At 42.5% G+C, this 20,115-nt stretch carries 16 protein-coding genes, 1 other RNA gene and 1 other annotated feature; of the genes, 14 read left to right on the top strand and 3 right to left on the bottom strand.

The features are described from left to right. Positions 1-29 precede the first annotated feature (29 nt). Complete coding sequence (tgt, locus tag VK097_RS09095; protein ID WP_324211488.1) at positions 30-1,169, top strand: tRNA guanosine(34) transglycosylase Tgt; 1,140 nt, start codon at positions 30-32, stop codon at positions 1,167-1,169. A gap of 19 nt (positions 1,170-1,188) precedes the next feature. Beyond that, a complete protein-coding gene (gene yajC / locus VK097_RS09090) occupies positions 1,189-1,458 on the top strand; it encodes a preprotein translocase subunit YajC (RefSeq protein ID WP_324211487.1) in 270 nt (89 codons plus the stop codon). Between the two features lie 92 nt (positions 1,459-1,550). On the opposite strand, the gene VK097_RS09085 is transcribed toward yajC, so the two are convergent. Next, positions 1,551-1,928: a TIGR04086 family membrane protein gene (locus VK097_RS09085; RefSeq protein WP_324211486.1), complete on the bottom strand. Its 378-nt coding sequence runs from the start codon at positions 1,926-1,928 to the stop codon at positions 1,551-1,553. Positions 1,929-2,070: 142 nt separating this feature from the next. Between VK097_RS09085 and VK097_RS09080 the strand changes: the two genes are divergently transcribed. After that, the gene (locus VK097_RS09080) at positions 2,071-3,363 is read left to right on the top strand and encodes an ArsB/NhaD family transporter (protein ID WP_324211485.1); all 1,293 of its coding nucleotides are present in this window, start codon (positions 2,071-2,073) and stop codon (positions 3,361-3,363) included. A gap of 105 nt (positions 3,364-3,468) precedes the next feature. Here VK097_RS09080 and spoVB read toward each other — a convergent pair whose 3' ends face one another. Further along, on the bottom strand, positions 3,469-5,022 hold the full coding sequence (gene spoVB, locus VK097_RS09075) for a stage V sporulation protein B (RefSeq protein WP_324211484.1): 1,554 nt from the start codon (positions 5,020-5,022) through the stop codon (positions 3,469-3,471). 130 nt (positions 5,023-5,152) lie between these two features. Here spoVB and VK097_RS09070 point away from each other — a divergent pair, with 130 nt between their 5' ends. The 7 genes from VK097_RS09070 to dtd all read left to right on the top strand — a co-directional run bounded on the left by VK097_RS09070 (position 5,153) and on the right by dtd (position 14,151). Then, positions 5,153-5,458 (top strand): post-transcriptional regulator, encoded by a 306-nt coding sequence (locus VK097_RS09070; RefSeq protein WP_324211483.1) that lies wholly within the window; start codon positions 5,153-5,155, stop codon positions 5,456-5,458. A 46-nt stretch (positions 5,459-5,504) separates the two neighbouring features. Next, complete coding sequence (gene secDF / locus VK097_RS09065) at positions 5,505-7,775, top strand: protein translocase subunit SecDF (protein ID WP_324211482.1); 2,271 nt, start codon at positions 5,505-5,507, stop codon at positions 7,773-7,775. Between the two features lie 106 nt (positions 7,776-7,881). After that, complete coding sequence (locus tag VK097_RS09060) at positions 7,882-8,211, top strand: LapA family protein (RefSeq protein WP_324211481.1); 330 nt, start codon at positions 7,882-7,884, stop codon at positions 8,209-8,211. Positions 8,212-8,396: 185 nt separating this feature from the next. Then, positions 8,397-10,724, top strand: coding sequence for a single-stranded-DNA-specific exonuclease RecJ (gene recJ, locus VK097_RS09055; protein WP_324211480.1), 2,328 nt, complete (start codon positions 8,397-8,399; stop codon positions 10,722-10,724). After that, positions 10,714-11,232 (top strand): adenine phosphoribosyltransferase, encoded by a 519-nt coding sequence (locus tag VK097_RS09050; protein WP_324211479.1) that lies wholly within the window; start codon positions 10,714-10,716, stop codon positions 11,230-11,232. Before recJ ends, VK097_RS09050 begins: the two co-directional genes overlap by 11 nt. Before the next feature lie 247 nt (positions 11,233-11,479). Next, on the top strand, positions 11,480-13,681 hold the full coding sequence (locus VK097_RS09045; RefSeq protein WP_324211601.1) for a RelA/SpoT family protein: 2,202 nt from the start codon (positions 11,480-11,482) through the stop codon (positions 13,679-13,681). A gap of 23 nt (positions 13,682-13,704) precedes the next feature. Next, a complete protein-coding gene (gene dtd, locus VK097_RS09040) occupies positions 13,705-14,151 on the top strand; it encodes a D-aminoacyl-tRNA deacylase (protein WP_324211478.1) in 447 nt (148 codons plus the stop codon). A 499-nt stretch (positions 14,152-14,650) separates the two neighbouring features. On the opposite strand, the gene VK097_RS09035 is transcribed toward dtd, so the two are convergent. Continuing rightward, complete coding sequence (locus tag VK097_RS09035; protein ID WP_324211477.1) at positions 14,651-15,700, bottom strand: N-acetylmuramoyl-L-alanine amidase family protein; 1,050 nt, start codon at positions 15,698-15,700, stop codon at positions 14,651-14,653. Between the two features lie 91 nt (positions 15,701-15,791). On the opposite strand from VK097_RS09035, the gene VK097_RS09030 reads away from it, so the two are divergent. From VK097_RS09030 to ssrS, 4 genes are all read left to right on the top strand, one after another. Continuing rightward, positions 15,792-15,965 carry a sigma factor-like helix-turn-helix DNA-binding protein gene (locus VK097_RS09030; protein WP_324211476.1) on the top strand — a complete coding sequence of 58 codons (174 nt, stop codon included), beginning with the start codon at positions 15,792-15,794 and terminating at the stop codon, positions 15,963-15,965. 49 nt (positions 15,966-16,014) lie between these two features. Next, positions 16,015-16,240, top strand: a binding site (T-box leader). A 159-nt stretch (positions 16,241-16,399) separates the two neighbouring features. Continuing rightward, positions 16,400-17,689, top strand: a complete 1,290-nt coding sequence (gene hisS, locus VK097_RS09025; RefSeq protein WP_324211475.1) for a histidine--tRNA ligase — start codon at positions 16,400-16,402, stop codon at positions 17,687-17,689. Then, positions 17,682-19,448 (top strand): aspartate--tRNA ligase, encoded by a 1,767-nt coding sequence (gene aspS / locus VK097_RS09020; RefSeq protein ID WP_324211474.1) that lies wholly within the window; start codon positions 17,682-17,684, stop codon positions 19,446-19,448. Before hisS ends, aspS begins: the two co-directional genes overlap by 8 nt. Before the next feature lie 284 nt (positions 19,449-19,732). Next, positions 19,733-19,918: non-coding RNA, 6S RNA (gene ssrS / locus VK097_RS09015), on the top strand. Positions 19,919-20,115 lie beyond the last annotated feature (197 nt).

Below are 20,115 nucleotides of genomic sequence, written 5' to 3'. Positions count from 1 at the left end.
AAATAGCTTTCAACAAAGGAAAGAATTATATGACAACAATTACTTACAAACATATTAAAACATGCAAACAGACGGGGGCGCGACTCGGGAAGGTACATACACCGCATGGTTCATTTGATACGCCTGCGTTTATGCCTGTCGGGACATCAGCAACCGTCAAGACAATGAGTCCGGAAGAATTAAAAGAGATGAATGCCAATATTATTTTGTCCAACACATATCACTTATGGCTGCGCCCCGGTCATGACATTGTTGAAGAGGCGGGGGGTCTCCATCAGTTTATGAACTGGGACGGCTCGATTTTGACCGATTCAGGAGGTTTTCAGGTATTCAGCCTTAGTGATATGCGCGACATAAAAGAGGAAGGCGTCCATTTCAGGAATCATTTGAGCGGGGAGAAGCTGTTTCTTTCACCCGAAAAGGCGATGAACATTCAAAATTCACTCGGCTCGGATATTATGATGGCATTTGATGAATGCCCGCCATATCCGGCTTCACATGATTATATGAAATCTTCGGTTGAACGGACATCACGCTGGGCGGAACGTTGTTTGAACGCCCACGGACGGCCTTCTGAACAAGGGTTATTCGGTATTGTTCAGGGCGGTGAATACGAAGATCTAAGAAAACAAAGTGCAGAAGACCTGGTATCACTCGATTTTCCGGGCTATGCGATTGGCGGACTGTCGGTTGGTGAACCCAAAGATATTATGAACCGGATGCTGGAATTCACAACTCCGCTTCTGCCTTCCTGTAAACCGCGTTATTTGATGGGTGTCGGATCACCGGATTCATTGATTGACGGGGCAATCCGTGGCATCGACATGTTTGATTGCGTGCTCCCGACACGTATTGCACGTAATGGGACATGCATGACATCTAACGGCAGACTGGTTGTTCGTAATGCCAAATACGCCCGGGATTTCAGTCCAATCGATGAAAATTGTGACTGTCATGTATGCAAGCATTATACCCGTGCCTATATTCGGCATTTGGTAAAATGCAATGAAACTTTCGGATTTAGGCTTACTACTTACCATAACTTATATTTTCTGTTAAAATTAATGGAGCAAGTGCGAACAGCTATTGCTGATGACCAGCTTGGAGATTTCAAAGAAGCATTCTTTGAACGATATGGTTTCAATAAAGAGGATGCAAAGAATTTTTAGTTAAAGGAGGGACACGTAAGTGAATACGTTAATATCACTGTTACCGATTATTTTAATGTTTGTCATTTTTTACTTCCTGCTGATCCGTCCGCAGCAAAAGCGGCAAAAGCAAGTAAGACAAATGCAGTCTGATTTGCAAAAAGGTGATAAAGTGGTGACAATCGGCGGGCTTCATGCCGAAATTCATGCACTTGATGAAGATACAGTCGTGCTTCAGGCCGGCGACGGGCCGAGACTGACATATGACCGTTCAGCAATCCGTGAAGTTAAGAATGATGATGCACAATAGAACTTTATGATTATACATAAAGGTAAAAGAAAACTGAAAAGTGCCCATTTAAAAGAAGTCAGTGCATTCGCCACTGACTTCTTTATGTTACCTCAACTTTCTGATTTAATCATATTCACTCCAATAACGCCGCCAAGCAGAGCTGCCAGTATAAAGCCTGCATGGTGTATTGATTGTTCCAGTGAAAACCCTTGTTGGTACCCCAGATATTGCACAAGAAAGGTAAATAGTGTAAAACCTGCCCCTGTTATCGCTCCAATAACCCAGCCTTTTTCTTTTCCTTTGACACCGGCAACAATACCTCCAATAAATAAGCTGATTAGACCGACAGCCAATGTGATCCACGACAACGTCATCTCATTCAACCCGGTCAATTGAAGTAAAAGTGCGAGAATGATACTTGTCAGCAGCAACAATCCGAGAATAATAATCCATCCATACAACAGGGCAACAAATTGTTGTTTCTGCACGCTGTTTCAGCCTCCCTCTAAATGATTGTCCATGTATCATTATCATATTCGTCCAAACAGAAAAATAGACTGAAAATATTTTATGTTCTGCGGCATATATTTGTAAGAAGAAACAACCTATTACACTGAAAGAGGATGTTGTATGGACGTTATATTGGCTGGAGTCATTTTTGCTGTCAGTTATATTTTTATCATGACTGAGAAGATAAATAGAGCTGTTGTGACAATGGCTGGTGGAACATTGCTGTTGTTAACCGGGATTTACAGCGTTAATGATATGTTTACCAAATACATTGATTGGAACACAATCACATTACTGTTCTCAATGATGGTGCTCATATCCATTACCGAAAAGACCGGACTGTTCTCGTTTATTGCCATTCGGCTTTCTCAGCAAGTACGGGGTTCGCCGGTTCCGCTTTTGATAGTCGTGAGTATACTGACTGCCCTTGGCTCAGCACTATTGGATAATGTTACGACAGTGCTGATATTGGTTCCTGTCATTCTGAAAATCACAAAACAATTGAACTTGCCGACGTTTCCATATCTGCTTATAGTTATTTTCAGTTCCAATATTGGGGGGACTGCTACTCTTATTGGAGATCCGCCGAATATTATGATCGGACAGGCTGTTGAACATCTGACATTTTTGTCGTTTATCAATCATCTGGCACCGTTGGCTCTTTTGATGTTTGTGATTATGCTGATGGTGGTGCTGCCATTGTTCAGACGGTCACTGAAGCCTGAAAATGGCAGTGCGAAGGAGTTGATGAACGCCGATGCATCCGCCTATCTTGTACGTTCTCCGATGCTTTATCAATCAATTGCTGTTCTAACTATGACACTTTTGGGTTTTTTGCTGCATGCGTTCCTGCATATCGACTTGACTGCCATTGCACTAAGCGGGGCTGTACTCTTACTTCTGTTGACGGAAAAAGAGCTGGATACAGAACACGTTTTTTCCCGGGTTGAGTGGGTGACACTATTCTTCTTTATCGGGCTTTTTACGCTGGTAGGCGGTCTTGAATCAGCCGGAATTATCGATGAATTGGCGAGGGGGATTATTCTTTGGACAGATGGTGATTTTGCTGCAACAGCTATTTTAATTTTATGGATATCCGGGTTATTTTCGGGTATCGTTGATAACATCCCCTTTGTCGCAGCAATGATTCCGGTTGTTGAAGAGTTCCAGGGTTATGGCATGGTTTACCTGGACCCGATCTGGTGGTCACTGGCATTGGGAGCCTGTCTGGGCGGGAATGCGACGCTTATAGGAGCTTCAGCCAATGTGGTGGTGGCAGGTCTCGCAGAAGGAGAGGGGCAAAAACTGCCGTTTATACGTTTTATGCTGTATGGCATCCCTTTTGTTATTTTATCACTGGTGGCATCAACCATTTATATTTACATCCGATATTTGATTCCATATATGTCTTAGTCTATATAAAAAATGAGGCTGGGATATAACTTTTTTACTAAAGAAAAATCCGAACTATGATTCAAAATTCGTCAGTTAGATTTCGAATCAGTTCGGATTTTCTTTTTATGACAGCCATTTTTGCAGGATGGGTATTTGCCTCAGTTCCTCTTTTGTCAGGAACCTTAAAATAAAGAGCAGAATAACATAAATGATCAGTAAGGCAATGAGCATCAAGGCAAAAACAAACAAGTTAGTGTCGAGGCCGGTAAATATCCCCCGTAAAAATCTCCCGCACAGCCATGTCAGTGAGACAAGCATGCTCATTTTCAGCAAATCCCCTCCTGCAATCATAAACCCGATTTCCTTATAAAGACTTGCCAGATGCAATAATGTCACGAGAATAACACCGACTGACATAGCGATTGCGACACCATTTATGCCAAAATTGGGATTTGATGCCAGCAAGAAAAGTACAGTCAATTTGATGGCTGCACCGACTAAACTGTTCCACATGGCAGGTCTTGCCAGGTCGAGTGCCTGCAGTGCAGCCTGCAATGGCGATTGAATATAGAGCAGGATGAAAAAAGGGGCCATGAGAACTAAGAAATGACTTGCATTATCGGTTCCATACATATAATTTAATATTGGAGCTGCGAATAAAGTAAGCACAACGGTTGCAATCGCACCTGATGCAAATGAAATCCTGATTGATTGATGAATCCGGTAATGGATCAAGTGTTTATTTTGATTTGCATCAGCCTCTGATATGGAAGGGACTAATGCAATTGACAGTGAATTCGTAATAAATGTAGGTAAAAAAAGCAATGGTAATACATAACCTGTCAATTCACCGTATTGTTTAGTCGCCAGTGAACTGGAAATACCAGCGATGGCCAGGCTTTGTGCAACGAGTATTGGCTCCAAAAAGTGGGATATGTTGCCGATCAACCGGCTGCCCGTACTTGGAAGCGAAATAGAAAACAATTCCTGCAATGTATGTTGGCCTGACTTAATATGGTGGAAGAATCGGTTCCGGACTCGTACAATTTTTTGCCGTTTAAACACGCCTGTCAAATACACCATCGAAGCAAGTTCGCCGAGTATCACACTGAACATGGCACCTGCAGCAGCAAATTCAATGCCATAAGGCAGCAGCAGTTTAACAAAAAAAGCGACGAAGATAATTCTTACAAGCTGTTCGATGACAAGTGCATAGCTTTGCGGCTTCATATTCTGCCTGCCCTGAAAATAGCCTTTGAGTACGGAGGAGATGGCAACAATCGGCACAATTGGACTAATAGCCACCAGTGGATACAGTGTCCGTTCATCTGTCAGCAAAGTTGTTGCAATAAATGGTGCTGCAGCAATCATGCCAATGGTAAAAACAATACTGGTTATGGAGGTTACGAGCAGTGATATAACAAGAATCCGCTTAATTTTGGCTTTGTCATTTTTAGCTTCGGCTTCAGATACACGTTTGGAAATAGCGACCGGAAGTCCAAGCTGTGTAAGCGTGATAACCAGAAATAGTGTAGGAAGTGCCATCATATATAAACCGACACCTTCCTCTCCCATAACCCTGGCTATGACCAGCCGGTTAATAAATCCGAGCAGTCTTGTTATCATGCCTGCCGTTATCAGGATTAGCGTTCCTTGCAGAAATGTTTGCTTGGTCAATATTGCCGACCTACCTTCTCAAAAAATATATTTTCAGATACAATGATATATATGCAATATAGTGGTCCAAGCATGACAAGCATCACGATATAAAACGGCAAAGGTTTTGCGACGGGGGATGATTGAGAGTATGATAAAAACAGTCAGTGAATGGAAAACTGAAATCGGACCTGCATTAAATAGCAAAGCAAGTGAACTGCGTCTTATGGGATATAATAATGCAACAGGCGAGGATGTATGGAAATGCCTGGAAGAAAAAGTGTGGAAAGGGGAGGACCCCTCCAAGCGTTTATATGAGGTGGTTCAGGATATTTTCCATTTATCGTCCAATGTTTATATGAGTTATTTAACGATCAATGCTTATCAGGATGATGACCTGTCGGCGTCAATTGCAGCAGTGACAGAAAATGATAAAACTGAAGAAACGAATGATTGATACATAATGAATGACCCGTGGAATTTAAAGGGAGGCAAAACCACATATGAAAACAAGAGGCAGAATTGTTGCCTTTTTTCTGATCGTCCTCATATTTGCAGGAACGATTGGTTCAACGGTAACGGGAATTGCGAAAGATATTAATCTGGGCCTGGACCTGCAGGGCGGCTTTGAAATTTTATACGAAGTGGAACCTGTTGAAGAAGGTAAGGAAACAGACAGAGAATTACTTGAGTCCACTGTCCGGATTCTTAACGAACGGGTAAACCGGCTAGGGATTAGTGAAGCAAACATAGATATCGAAGGTGAAAACAGGATTCGGGTGCAGCTTGCCGGAGTTGAAAACCAGGAAGAGGCACGTGAACTTTTGTCGACATCTGCACGTCTGTCGCTGCGGAATGTTGAAGATGAAAAACTGCTCGATGGAACGGACTTTGTTGAAGGCGGCGCCCAGCAGGATTTCAGCCAGAAAACGAACAAGCCGATTGTTACGCTCCAGCTGAAGGATGGAAAACAATTCGGCGAGATCACCAGCCGGATAAAAGGTAAACAAAATCCGGATACGCCTTATCCGGATAACTTGCTCGTCATGTGGATGGACTATCAGGAAGGGAATTCATTTGCTGAGGAATATGGAAAAGAGGATCCAAAATTTGTTTCAGCGCCCAGTGTTACAAAAACTCTGAATACAACGGATGTTCAAATTGACGGTGATTTTACGGTCGAATCAGCTCAGCGGCTGGCTGATATCATAAATGCCGGGTCGTTGCCGGTTAATATGACAGAACTTTATTCCAACACAGTCGGGGCACAATTCGGAGAACAGGCACTGGATAAAACCGTATTCGCCGGAATTATCGGTATAAGTCTTGTATTTTTATTTATGATGGTCATATACCGTTTTCCGGGTATCATAGCAGCGATAAACTTAAGTGTTTATATCTTTTTGGTTTTATTAGTTTTTAATCTGATGAACGGTGTCCTGACGCTGCAGGGGATTGCGGCTTTGATTCTCGGTGTCGGGATGGCAGTAGATGCGAATGTCATCACATTTGAACGGATTAAAGAAGAGCTGAGGGAAGGTAAATCGGTTCAGGCATCATTTAAAGCAGGGTCAAAAAACTCGCTTCGTGCCATAGTTGATGCCAATATTACGACACTGCTCGCAGCAGCTGTTCTATTTATTTTTGGCACGAGCTCCGTCAAAGGGTTTGCCACTATGCTGATCCTGAGCATCGTCGTCAGTTTTCTGACCGCTGTGTATGGTACCAGATGGCTTATGAGCCTATGGGTGAAAAGCAGATATCTCAAAGGCCGTCCGGGCTGGTTTGGTGTAAAACAAAAAGATATTAAAGATATTGCTGACTCAACAGAATACGAACCGAAAGTATTCAACAGGGAATTGAATGTTGTCCAGCATCGTAAAAAATTCTTTGTCACTTCGGCAGTAATGGTCATTATCGGGGCAATTGCGCTCGGGATTTTCCAGTTGAACCCCGGCATTGACTTTACAAGCGGGTCCCGAATTCAGCTAGCTGCAGAAAACAGCCTGAATACTGAGGAAATTGAAAGTGGTTTGGAAGAATTGGATCTGCAGGCCCAGTCAGTAGTGCTGACTGGTGACAACAATGAGGGTGCCATTCTCCGCTATGACCGGGTAATTGATGAAGACCGGATTTCCGATATTCAAACGTATTTTAAGGAGAATTTCAATGCGGATACGAGTGTCAGTGTTGTATCACCAATTGTCGGGGAAGAACTGGTCAAAAATGCTCTATATGCAGTCGCAATTGCATCAATAGGCATGATTATCTATGTCACTATCCGATTTGAGCTTTTTTTCGGGATTACGGCAATCATAGCCCTGATCCACGATGCATTTTTCATACTAGCGATATTCAGTCTGACACAAATTGAATTTGATGTGACGATTGTTGCCGCGATACTCACGATTATCGGTTATTCCATCAACGATACCATTGTCACCTTTGACCGGATACGTGAAAATTTAAGAAAGAAAAAGCGGATTAAGTCGTTTAAAGGACTTGCCAAAATTGTCAATCGAAGTCTTGTGCAGACCATGACACGCAGTATCAATACGACTGTTACCACGATGGTTGCCGTATTGGCATTCTTATTCCTTGGCGCACAATCAATAACCGGGTTTGCGATTGCACTGACAGTAGGTCTTCTTGCAGGTACGTATTCGTCATTATTTCTCGCATCCCAGCTTTGGCTCGTCTGGCGCGGGAAAAATATCAATCAAAAGCCCGTTGTTTTTGCCAAAAAAAAGCGTACGGAAGGTCCGCAAGTGTAATGAAACGAAACCCCTGATGCCAAATGGCTTCAGGGGTTTCATTATGGTTATCTGAAAATGAAAAAGGGTAAGTTAAATGAAATAGCTTTTTAAAAGGAGGATAAATTTGAAAGGACAGACTTATGTTATTTTAGCCATTATTTTTGTGTTAATTGTTGCCATTTTTGCAGTGATTAACGTTGACCCAGTGGAAGTCAATTACTTGTTTGGCAGCGGGGAGGCGCCATTAATATTGGTTATCCTGATTTCCGTATTAATGGGAGGGGTCATAACAGCAGCTGTCGGTCTGGTGAAAATTATCCGATTACAGCGTGAGCGCAATACACTCGTGTCCGAAAACAAACAAATGAAAGAGACATTGAAAAAACATAGTTTACTTAAAGAAGATGATTCCAGAAAGAAAGCATCTGACCAGCCAGCTAAAAATAAACGGTAAGATGAAACTTCATTCAGCGGAAGGTTTTCCCGCTGAATGTTAGTTGAACAGAATCGGACATTTAATTGCAGTTACCCTCCCCCCTCTGTACTTTGGGTGATTACTGCCCATTACATGCGGGGTAAATAAACCCGATTGCTCACCGTGGCTATCTCCTGTATACTGGATTAGTCAGAGGTGAGTTTATGTTAGAAAGTAAAATGAAATGGAAATTTGCAGACAGTCAAAATGATATACCAAATTGGGATTCAAATCGATTCTCACCACTTATCAAAGAGTTGTTGTTTCAGCGCGGCATCACAACGCGCGAAGAAGCTGAAGCGTTTGTATCTCCTGATTTAACACAATTATACAGTGTAAAATTGTTGTCAGATATTGATAAGGCAGCAGAACGGATACATAGAGCTGTTAATGCTGATGAAAAAATTCTGGTGTATGGTGATTATGATGCTGATGGAGTCAGTTCAACAGCCATCATGATTAACACACTGCATGAACTTGGTGCACATTGTGATTACTATATTCCAAATCGCTTTACAGAGGGTTATGGGCCGAATGAAGAGGCATTCAGAGCGGCATATGAAAATGGCTATCATTTAATTATAACAGTTGACAACGGGATTGCTGCTGTAAATGAGGCAGCTTATGCTAAAAACCTGGGGATTGATCTGATTATTACGGATCACCACGAACCACAGGAGCAACTGCCGGATGCTTACGCAATCATTCATCCAAAATGTTCCCCTGATTACGGTTTTAAAGACCTTGCAGGTGTAGGTGTCGCACTTAAGCTTGCTGAATGTCTGCTCGGATATTTTCCAAAACAGCTGCTTGACTTTGCAGCGATTGGAACGATTGCCGACCTTGTACCGTTGACAGGGGAGAATCGTGTTATTGCCTATTATGGTTTACAAGCTTTATCACGTTCCGGCAAACCGGGGCTGAAGGCATTAATGAAAGTTTGCGGCATTGACGGGCGCATCACTGAGGAAGATATCGGATTTTCAATCGGACCAAGATTAAACGCGGTTGGAAGATTACAGGATGCTGATCTGGCGGTTCATCTGTTATTGACAGATGTTCAGGATGAAGCTTATCAAATCGCAGAGAGGGTTCAATCAATCAATGAGGAACGAAAAAGCATTGTCAGTACTATTGTAAAAGAGGCCGAAGAAATGACAGGCCCTGTTGAAGACCAGGGTGTCATTGTTGTGGCAAAAGAGGGCTGGAATCAGGGTGTATTAGGTATTGTCGCCTCAAATCTGGTCAGGAAGTACGACCGCCCGGCAATTGTTCTGTCGATTTTGCCGGAAGACGGGGTCATGAAAGGATCTGCAAGGAGCATCCCGACCTTTGATTTATTTACAAATTGTATGAAAATAAGGGATACGTTCACGCATTTCGGCGGTCACTCCCAGGCTGCGGGGATGACACTCCCGATAGACAACTTCCGAACGTTAACAGCGGAATTGAATAATCTGATCTATCAAGAGCTGAGAACAGAAGATTTTACTCAGGAAATCGAGGTTTCCAAGTCTATAGCCCTACCGGAAATTAATGAAGAATTGGTTGAAGAAATCAGGCAGCTGGCACCATTTGGCATGGCCAATCCCAAACCTGTTTTTCATTTAGAAGGAGTTCCCGCAAATACAAGGCAAATTGGGAATAATAAAAAACATTTAAAAATGCAATTCCGTCATCAAAATAAAACACTTGACGGTATTGGCTTTGGGCTTGGGGATTTATATTATTATATGACGCCGAAAACACCAATATCCGTTGTCGGCGAACTCGGCATAAATGAGTGGAACGGTTTTCGGAAAGTACAGATCGTTATGCAGGATATGAAAATTGATGAACACCAGTTATTTGATCATCGGGGAAAGATTCAGCCACGGATAACACCATATGTACAGCCAAATAATATGTATACAGTAGTTTGTCAGGCAAAGCGGAATGAGTATGATTTTCCTGACAATGTCCGATGTGTTACATACGATACAGATGTAAACAGCTTAGAAGAGACAGAGACGCTATTTTTGTTCGATATGCCGACAGATTTGAAATCCTTCAAGTTATTGCTGAAACAGTTGAATCCCACCAATATCCATGCATGTTTTCAGTTGAAGGACAGTGCTTTCATGAACGTCTTTCCATCAAGAGAAGATTTCAAATGGCTGTATGCGCTTCTGTTTAAACGAAAACAGATTAATACAGATAAGGATTTGCCCATGATTATGGAAGCTAAAGGATGGACGAAAGCACGTATCGAATTTATGACAGACGTGTTTTTTGACCTCGGTTTTGTTAAAATAGAGGATGGTTTCATTACAATCAACCCTAAACCTGTTCAAAAAGATTTAGCGGCATCGGCTGTCTATCAGGAGCGTCTGACGAAAGCCGACATTGAAAAAACATTATATTATTCAACCTATGAAGAGCTGAAAACGTGGCTGTCCGAATGCTTGGAAGACAGGGGAAGCCTCAAGGAGGAAGTAGTTTATGGACTATAAAAAACATATACAAATTGTTGAAGACTGGCCAAAAGAAGGCGTACAATTTAAAGATATTACACCATTAATGGATAATGGAAAAGCGTTTAAATCAGCAGTGGATGAAATTGTAGAATTTGCCAAGAAAAAAGATATTGACCTTGTCGTAGGTCCCGAAGCAAGAGGTTTCATTATCGGCTGTCCCGTTTCCTATGCACTGGAAGTAGGCTTTGCACCTGTAAGAAAAGAAGGAAAATTGCCGCGTGAAGTGATAAAAGTTGATTATGGCCTTGAATACGGCAAAAACATCCTCACGATTCATAAAGACGCCATCAAACCTGGTCAGCGGGTTCTGATAACTGATGATTTGCTTGCAACAGGCGGAACGATTGAGGCAACAATCAATTTGGTGGAAGAATTGGGCGGAATTGTTGTCGGATGTGCTTTTCTGATTGAGCTTTCCTATCTGAAAGGACTGGAAAAATTGGATGGCTATGATGTGCTGACATTAATGCGATATCAGGATTAACTATATATTTCAGGTCTGATTGAATCAATTATCAGACCTATTATTATTCAGGAGGCTGTCTGAAAAGTCTTGAAGTGAAAAAGCTGACAGTTTTCTCTTTACATTTCAGCAAAAATTTTTAATACTATAAACAATAGAAAAGACTTTGAACGAAATTCTGCTTTACAGTCAGGATGGGAACCGCAGAAACAGCCGGGGGCTTACCCGGCCGGCGGAAAGTATTGTCAAACTGAATTCAGGTGATTTTATGGCTAAAGACGAACTATTAACAAGTGAAGAAGTGATTGGTAAAGCCCGAAGCTACCTTTCAAAAGAGGATGCTGGTTTTCTGCATCGCGCATACAAATTCGCCGAAGATGCTCATAAGGATCAATACCGGAAGTCAGGAGAACCTTATATCGTTCACCCTGTTCAAGTTGCCGGGATTCTGGTTGAACTGGAAATGGACCCTGTCACAATAGCAGGCGGTTTTTTACATGATGTTGTCGAGGATACGGAAGTGACACTCGAGCAGATCGAGGATGCATTCGACGAGGAAGTGGCGATGCTTGTAGATGGCGTGACAAAGCTCGGCAAAATCAAATATAAATCAAAAGAAGCTCTACAGGCGGAAAATCACCGGAAAATGTTTGTGGCGATGGCAAGGGATATTAGGGTCATTTTGATTAAACTTGCTGATCGTTTGCATAATATGCGTACGTTAAAACACTTGCCGCCGAATAAGCAGCGCAGGATTTCCAATGAAACGCTGGAAATATTTGCACCGCTGGCTCATAGGCTCGGGATATCGACAATAAAATGGGAGCTTGAAGATACCGCATTACGCTATCTGAATCCACAGCAATATTACCGGATTGTTCAGCTGATGAAACAAAAACGTGAAGAACGTGAAACCTATATTGATGAAGTCATCGAGGAACTGGAGCAACAACTGGATGATGTCAATATTGAAGCGGATATGTCCGGCAGACCAAAACATTTATACAGTATTTACCGGAAAATGGCCAAGCAAAATAAACAATTTAATGAAATATATGACTTGCTGGCGGTACGGATTCTTGTTCACAGCATTAAGGACTGCTATGCAGTGCTGGGTATCATTCATACTTGCTGGAAACCGATGCCCGGGAGGTTCAAGGATTATATAGCAATGCCTAAGCCCAACCTTTATCAGTCATTGCATACCACTGTCATTGGTCCGAAAGGCGATCCGCTTGAAGTGCAGATCCGCACAAAAGAGATGCATGAAATTGCCGAGTATGGAATCGCGGCACATTGGGCTTATAAAGAAGGAAAGCAATTGGCAAAAGACAGTAAATCGTTTGAAGATAAACTGACCTGGTTCAGGGAAATTCTAGACTGGCAAAGTGAAACGAATGATGCGGAAGAATTTATGGAAACATTAAAAGTCGATCTGTTTTCCGATATGGTGTATGTTTTTACGCCAAAAGGTGATGTCATCGAGCTGCCATCGGGGTCAGTACCGCTTGATTTTGCCTACCGTATTCACACAGAGGTTGGCAATAAGACAATTGGGGCAAAAGTTAATGGGAAAATGGAGCCGCTTGATTATCAGTTGAAAAACGGAGATATTGTGGAAGTGATGACTTCCAAACATTCATATGGCCCTTCTCACGACTGGCTGTCGATAACCCAGACATCACAGGCTAAAAGCAAGATTAAGCAGTTCTTTAAAAAACAGCGTCGTGATGAAAATATCAGTAAAGGCAAAGAAGCAGTCGACAAAGAAATCCGGTCGCTCGGAATCGAACCAAAAGACGTCCTGACCCAGAGCAATTTAAAGCGTGTATTCGAAAAATTTAATTTTTCCAGTGAGGAAGATATGTATGCTGCGGTGGGGTACCAAGGTATTACTTCAGCATTAATTGCAACACGCTTGACGGATAAACTGCGACAGGAAAAACAAAAAGAACAAAACCTCGAAGAAACCATCGAGGAAGTCAAGGCTGAAAAAGTAACCAAGAAGGTGCAAAAACGTGATTCAGGTGTCAAAGCAGAGGGCGTTGATAATTTATTGGTACGCCTTGCCAAATGCTGCAATCCGGTTCCCGGAGATGCTATTGAAGGGTATATTACGAGAGGCAGGGGCGTGTCAGTACACCGGGCGGATTGCCCGAATATCCAGACAGAAGATGCCAGGCAGCGCCATCTTCATGTTGAATGGGAAAATAATGATACCAAGAAAAAGCAATACCATGTTGATCTGGAAATATCGGGTTATGACCGGCGCGGTTTGGTCAATGAAGTCCTGCAGGCCGTAAATGAAACAAAGACGAACATTACGTATGTTAACGGCCGATCGGATCGAAACAGAATGGCTGTTATTAACATTACGATACTCATTCATAATACTGGACATTTAAAGCGGATTGTTGACCGAATTAAACAAATAAAAGACGTTTATACGGTGACAAGGACCGTTCAATAATTTAAAAAAGGGGTCTTAAGGCAATGAAAGCAGTCATTCAGCGCGCGGCAGATGCAAGTGTGACGGTCAACGGTGCTGAAACCGGAGCGATTGATCATGGTCTTGTGGTTCTGCTCGGTGTTACACATGATGATACTAAACAAGATGCTGACTATCTGGTCAGTAAACTAATCCATTTACGGATTTTTGATGATGAGAACGGTAAAATGAATCGCTCATTACTGGATGTTTCGGGGAATGTGCTGTCAATATCACAATTTACACTATATGCTGATACACGCAAGGGCAGGCGGCCAAGCTATATTAATGCAGCCAAGCCAGATCTGGCAAACGAGCTTTATCAGTATTTTAATGAGCAGATTGCACATCATGATATACATGTGCAAACAGGGGAATTTGGCGAAATGATGCAAGTCTGTCTGACGAATTCCGGGCCAGTGACAATTATTTTGGATACAGACGATAAATAACCGGGGTCGTCCGATCTCTTTCGTTATTTTTTCAAGGCTTTCTTCAGAAATTTTGTTGATCTTTTACCCCGAAGTCGGTATAAAAAGCGACACAGTTGAAAATTTCATTAGAGAATCGTCCTATCATTCTGACTACCGTTAGTGGTTTGAGACGCTCCGGCAATATACTTCGCTTTCATGGGCAAGGCCTCAGCCTCCTCGAAAAGCACAGACCACTTTTCTGTGGGGTCTTCGGACAGTGCTTTTCCCATAGGAGTCTTCGTAAATTGCCTCCGCTGCTGTGACGTTCTGAAATGGTTTTTGTACCATAAAAAAATCAGCTCTTATTTCACACTTATATTTCTAAAAATCACAGCAGTTGACAAACGCTTCGCTTCTTGTGATAGCGTATCAATTTCTTCTAACTTACACTCTGCAGACTTTCGGATTAGCTGCCCCTGAAGTAGTCTTCGGGTTAGTCAGCTTCTGTTAATAATATAAACAAATCTAAAAAATCAGTCTAATTAAAGTATTTGGTAAGACCGGTGATAATGCCGGAAACTAATTGTTTTTGATAGCTGTTAGTCTCCAGCAGCTGCTCTTTTTCTGAATTGGAAATAAATCCAAGTTCAATGAGAATGGACGGGTTAAAACTTTGCCTGATAACGTGATAGTCCTCACTGAGCGCTTTACGGTTATTTGCTCCGGTTTCATTGATTAGACTTTCCTGCACAAACCGGGCAAGTTCTTTACTCTGCTCATGATAATAATACGTTGCTATCCCGGTTACTTCAGGCGCCTGGGGAAAACTGTTATAGTGGATGCTGATAAAAGCATCTGTATCTGCTATATTGGCCAGGCTCGTCCTGCTTTCAAGCGAAACAAACTGATCTCTCTCTCTGGTCATAACGACCTCAGCACCAAGAATAGCCAGTTCTTTTTTTAGTTCCCGCATTGTTCTGTAAGTAAAATTCTTTTCATATGTACCACTTGCACCAATTGCCCCTACGTCACGCCCGCCGTGACCGGCATCAATGACGATGGTTTTATCTTCAAGACCTGCTGAAGATGGTGTTTTATGACCGGTGGCAAAATTCTTCAATACAAATCCGTACATTTCGTCATTTGCGATTTCATACCAATTTTCTTTTTCTCCTACGACATTAAATTCCTCGCCTTTATTTGTGAAACCGATGATGTCGTAAGAGGTTGAAGGCCCTTTTCGCAGATGTGTATTGTCATGCTGAATGACTATGCTTCCAATGCCATTGCTGCCGGCAGGGTCGCTGTCGGTGGAATCATCACTTGAATTTGAAGAGATATCAACATATTCACTCGATACCCAGCCGGTTCCACTATCAAATGCTATTTCCACCCAATCATTTTCAACACTGATAATATGGAGCTCTTTGCCGGTATTCACCTGACCTACCCGGTTATAATCTGTCCCCGGCCCTGATCTGATGTTCAGACCATCAGTGATTACAACCGCTTTATCTGCTTGTGCCACAGGGATTAAAGTAAAGCAAAAAATGAACAAGAAAAATCCAGCTGATTTAATAAAACGCACATGATTTCCTCCCATACGTTTATCATTACTCTTAATTGTAATAAAAAGTTTTAAAACAGGCAAAACTAGAGTGAATGAGGAGGTCAATATGATGCGTGTGAATAATAAACAATGGAGCACAAATGTGAATAAAGAAATATATGGGGCGGATTTCCATCGTTTCATGGAGATGGAGGATCAGTTTAATCATATGGAAATAGCAGAAGAGTTGGGTATTTCCCTTGGTGAAGTAAAAAGACTGAAGAAAAAAATAATCCGCACTTGACAATATTATGCTGAAACATTAATATAGTAATCATTCAATATGAAAACGAAACTAACCAGCGATGGAAAGAGTAATCAGGTCGCTAGTGCAAAGAGAGAAAATGTCATCGGCTGGAAACATTTTCGCAATTAGTCCTGGTGAACGACATTCCTTAGGTTCTGTATCGAATAAACAGTAAGTAGGTATAGACGTTTTGCAGGCGTTAACTGTGAAGAGCGGGTGCTTTGACAGCACCAATCAGGGTGGCAACGCGGGTAAAAACTTCCGTCCCTTATTATCTAAGGGGGACGGGAGTTTTTTTGTTGTTTAAGCAATGCTAAACGGGGATTATACTGCAAGCTGATTGTAAAGAAGAACCTGAGCTGTGACAAACCATCGTCTGGAATTGACAATTGAACGAATCGGTATTTTAAATGACTTAGGGGGTATTGATGATGAGTATAAAAGCGCCACGCGGTACGGTTGATACTTTGCCGGAAGAAGCTGCGAAGTGGCAATTTGTTGAAGAAAAAATTAAAGATATTTGTAAAAGATATCATTTTGAAGAAATCCGCACACCTTTATTTGAACACACCGAGCTTTTTCAGCGGGGAGTCGGTGATTCAACCGATATTGTTCAAAAAGAGATGTATACGTTTGAGGATAAAGGAGGCAGAAGTCTGACACTAAAGCCTGAAGGCACCGCTCCGGTTGTCCGTTCATTTGTGGAACATAAAATGCATGGAAATCCCAGTCAGCCGGTCAAGCTTTATTATTTTGCCCAAATGTTCCGCTATGAACGTCCGCAAAAGGGCAGAATGCGGCAGCTGAATCAATTCGGGGTGGAGGTAATGGGAAGCGCTGATCCAGCAGTAGACGCCGAGGTCATCGATTTGGCTATGACCTGCTACCGCGAACTTGGTCTAAAATCGCTTAAGCTTGTGATTAACTCGTTAGGAGACAAGGAAAGCAGGGAAAGCCACCGTCAGGCATTGGTTGATCATTTCATCCCACATAAAAATGAATTATGCGGTGATTGCCAGACCCGGCTTGAGCAAAACCCGATGCGCATATTGGATTGTAAAACTGATAAAGATCATCCTGCGATGAAGACTGCGCCATCTGTTCTAGATTATTTGAACGAGGATTCGAGAACTTATTTTGAAAAAGTCAAAACCTATTTATCATTGATGAATATTGATTATGAGGTTGATCCGAATTTAGTGCGGGGGCTTGATTATTATAATCACACCGCATTTGAAATTATGAGTAAAGCTGAAGGATTTGGTGCGATTACCACACTTGCCGGCGGCGGCAGATATAATGGTCTGATTGAAGAATTAGGCGGCCCCGAGACACCTGGGATTGGTTTTGGAATGGGACTGGAGCGGCTGATGATGGCACTGGAAGCAGAGAATATTGAAATTCCGGCGGGTGAGGCTTTGGACTGCTTTTTTGTGGCGGTTGGCGATCAAGCCGAAAAAGCTTCGGTTCAAATCGTCCATGACTTGCGTAAAAACGGTATTCAGATTGACCGGGATTACCAGAGCCGAAAGATAAAAGCACAGTTTAAAGCTGCAGACCGTTATCGTGCCAAATATGTTCTTGTTCTTGGTGAAAATGAACTGGAACAACAGACAATAAATGTGAAAGAAATGGCAACTGGTGATGAGGCGGAAGTATCATTGGCCGAATTGTCCGAGTTTATGAGGGGAAAACTGTCAGGAGGAAAAACTAATGAGTGAACGCGTGCTAGCCGGAACATTAAATGAGAAAAATGTTGATCAATCGGTATTGCTGAAAGGGTGGGTGCAAACGCGCCGTGACTTGGGCGGGCTGATTTTTATCGATTTGCGTGACAGGTCCGGTCTTGTACAGGTTGTGTTCAATCCGGACCATTCGAAAGCCGCCTTACAAGCGGCTGAGTCAGTCAGAACTGAATACGTTCTGGAAGTAGCAGGCAGTGTGGTTAAACGCGAAGAAGGAACGGTTAACCCGGCGATGAAAACAGGCCGTATTGAAGTAATCGCTAAAGATTTGACCATTTTAAATAAGGCGAAGACACCGCCATTTTTAATCGAGGAAGATACAGATGTTGCTGAAGACCTGCGTTTAAAGTACCGTTATATTGATTTACGCAGAAATAAGCTGCAGGAAACCTTTAAAATGCGACACCGGACAACACAGGCTATCCGTAACTTTTTGAATGACGATGGGTTTCTGGAAATGGAAACACCTATCTTAACGAAAAGCACACCTGAGGGTGCACGAGACTACCTTGTACCAAGCCGGGTGCATCGAGGACAATTTTATGCACTGCCGCAGTCTCCGCAGTTGTTTAAACAGCTGATCATGATGGGCGGTTTTGAAAAATACTATCAGATAGCCCGCTGTTTCAGGGATGAGGATTTGCGGGCGGACCGGCAGCCGGAATTCACTCAGGTTGATATTGAAACATCATTTCTGACCAGCGATGAGATTATGGACATGACTGAGCAAATGATGAGGTATGTGCTAAAAGAAGTCAGAAATGTGGACATTACCTTGCCCCTGCCGCGAATGTCTTATGACGAGGCGATGGCACGGTTTGGATCCGACAAGCCCGATACACGATTTGGCATGGAATTGATCCATGTCTCTGATATTATGGAAAATTCGTCGTTTAAAGTCTTTAAGGGGGCCATCGAATCGGGCGGAAAAATCTGCTTGTTAAATGTCAAAGGGCAAGCAGCCAATTATTCACGGAAAGACATCGATAAACTGACTGATTTTGTGAAAGTTTATGGTGCTAAAGGGATGGCGTGGCTCAAAGTTGATGACGGTCAACTGACAGGGCCGGTTGTTAAATTCCTATCCGATGAAGAGAAAAATGGCCTAATTGAAAGATCTGCCGCAGTTGATGGCGACCTGCTTCTATTTGGCAGTGATAAAACATCTATTGTTTATGACAGTTTAGGTGCATTAAGACTCAAGCTTGGAAAAGAATTGAACCTGATTGATGAAAACACGTTCAATTTTCTCTGGGTTACCGATTGGCCTTTACTGGAATATGATGAAGATCTCGAGCGCTATTTTGCTGCTCATCATCCGTTCACAAAGCCTGTTGAAGAAGACCTTGATAATCTTGAAACAAATCCGGGTGATGTCAGGGCCAACGCGTATGACCTTGTGTTAAACGGTTATGAACTTGGCGGGGGATCATTGCGCATCCACAAGAAGGATCAGCAGATGAAGATGCTGGATGTATTAGGATTTACAAAAGATGAGGCAAATGAACAGTTTGGCTTTTTAATTGAAGCATTGGAGTATGGCGCGCCTCCTCATGGCGGAATTGCCCTGGGACTGGACAGAATTGTCATGCTGCTGGCCGGAAGTTCGAATCTGAGGGACACTATTCTATTTCCAAAAACAGCTTCGGCTTCTGATTTATTGACAGATGCACCAAATGATGTAAGCAAGAATCAGCTGGATGAACTGTCGATTCAAATTAACAATGAAGAATGAGACATATGTAAAATTCCTAATTCGTGGTTCAACTAACATTCAATGGGGAAAACACCCCATTGAATGAAGTTTCGCTTTTCCCCGCATCTAACGGGCAGAAACCCGCCGAAGTACGGCGGCTAACTGCCCATAAATGCCCGATGCTGCTCAACTAACATTCAATGGGGGAAAACACCCCATTGAATGAAGTTTCGCTTTATCAAGAATATTTTGTAAAAAGAATATTGATAATTCGTTTTGTGTGTGTTATTATATTTTTAAAGTAATAAAGTCACGTAACACTTTCAATCCTGATGTGTTCGTCTGGTACATTCGTTTTGACCGAACACTTATATTAATGGGAGCCAGAATTGGTTTTCATATTGAGTGCAAGCCCCGGAAAGGGGGAAGTGCAACAAATATGAAACAAGGCACCCACCTGCCTGGAGCGGGATCAAAACTTCTCAGCAGACGGCACGATTGGGATTGATAGATACATAATACTTGATGCCCAGAATAAAAAGGAAATCGGTTAAATGCCGATTCCTTTTTTGTTGTGCGCCGGGCATGTGTTATGTCTAGGGAGTGAAAGTCTCCTACGGACTTGGTAGTAGGAACCGTTAGCCAAAGACAAGGGTGTCCATCGTGAGGTGGAATCTGAAGGAAGTTGGCGGCAAACTCTTGAGCC

The sequence above is a fragment of the Lentibacillus sp. genome (assembly GCF_035301675.1).
GTDB lineage: Bacteria > Bacillota > Bacilli > Bacillales > Amphibacillaceae > Lentibacillus.
Note: the sequence above shows the minus strand (reverse complement) of the source record. Positions and strands in the feature narration are given on the sequence as shown.

Coding starts and splice junctions, on each gene's coding strand:
- tgt (WP_324211488.1), top strand. CDS start 30: ATGACAACAATTACTTACAAACATATTAAAACATGCAAACAGACGGGG.
- VK097_RS09080 (WP_324211485.1), top strand. CDS start 2,071: ATGGACGTTATATTGGCTGGAGTCATTTTTGCTGTCAGTTATATTTTT.
- VK097_RS09070 (WP_324211483.1), top strand. CDS start 5,153: ATGATAAAAACAGTCAGTGAATGGAAAACTGAAATCGGACCTGCATTA.
- secDF (WP_324211482.1), top strand. CDS start 5,505: ATGAAAACAAGAGGCAGAATTGTTGCCTTTTTTCTGATCGTCCTCATA.
- recJ (WP_324211480.1), top strand. CDS start 8,397: ATGTTAGAAAGTAAAATGAAATGGAAATTTGCAGACAGTCAAAATGAT.
- VK097_RS09050 (WP_324211479.1), top strand. CDS start 10,714: ATGGACTATAAAAAACATATACAAATTGTTGAAGACTGGCCAAAAGAA.
- VK097_RS09045 (WP_324211601.1), top strand. CDS start 11,480: ATGGCTAAAGACGAACTATTAACAAGTGAAGAAGTGATTGGTAAAGCC.
- dtd (WP_324211478.1), top strand. CDS start 13,705: ATGAAAGCAGTCATTCAGCGCGCGGCAGATGCAAGTGTGACGGTCAAC.
- VK097_RS09030 (WP_324211476.1), top strand. CDS start 15,792: ATGCGTGTGAATAATAAACAATGGAGCACAAATGTGAATAAAGAAATA.
- hisS (WP_324211475.1), top strand. CDS start 16,400: ATGAGTATAAAAGCGCCACGCGGTACGGTTGATACTTTGCCGGAAGAA.
- aspS (WP_324211474.1), top strand. CDS start 17,682: ATGAGTGAACGCGTGCTAGCCGGAACATTAAATGAGAAAAATGTTGAT.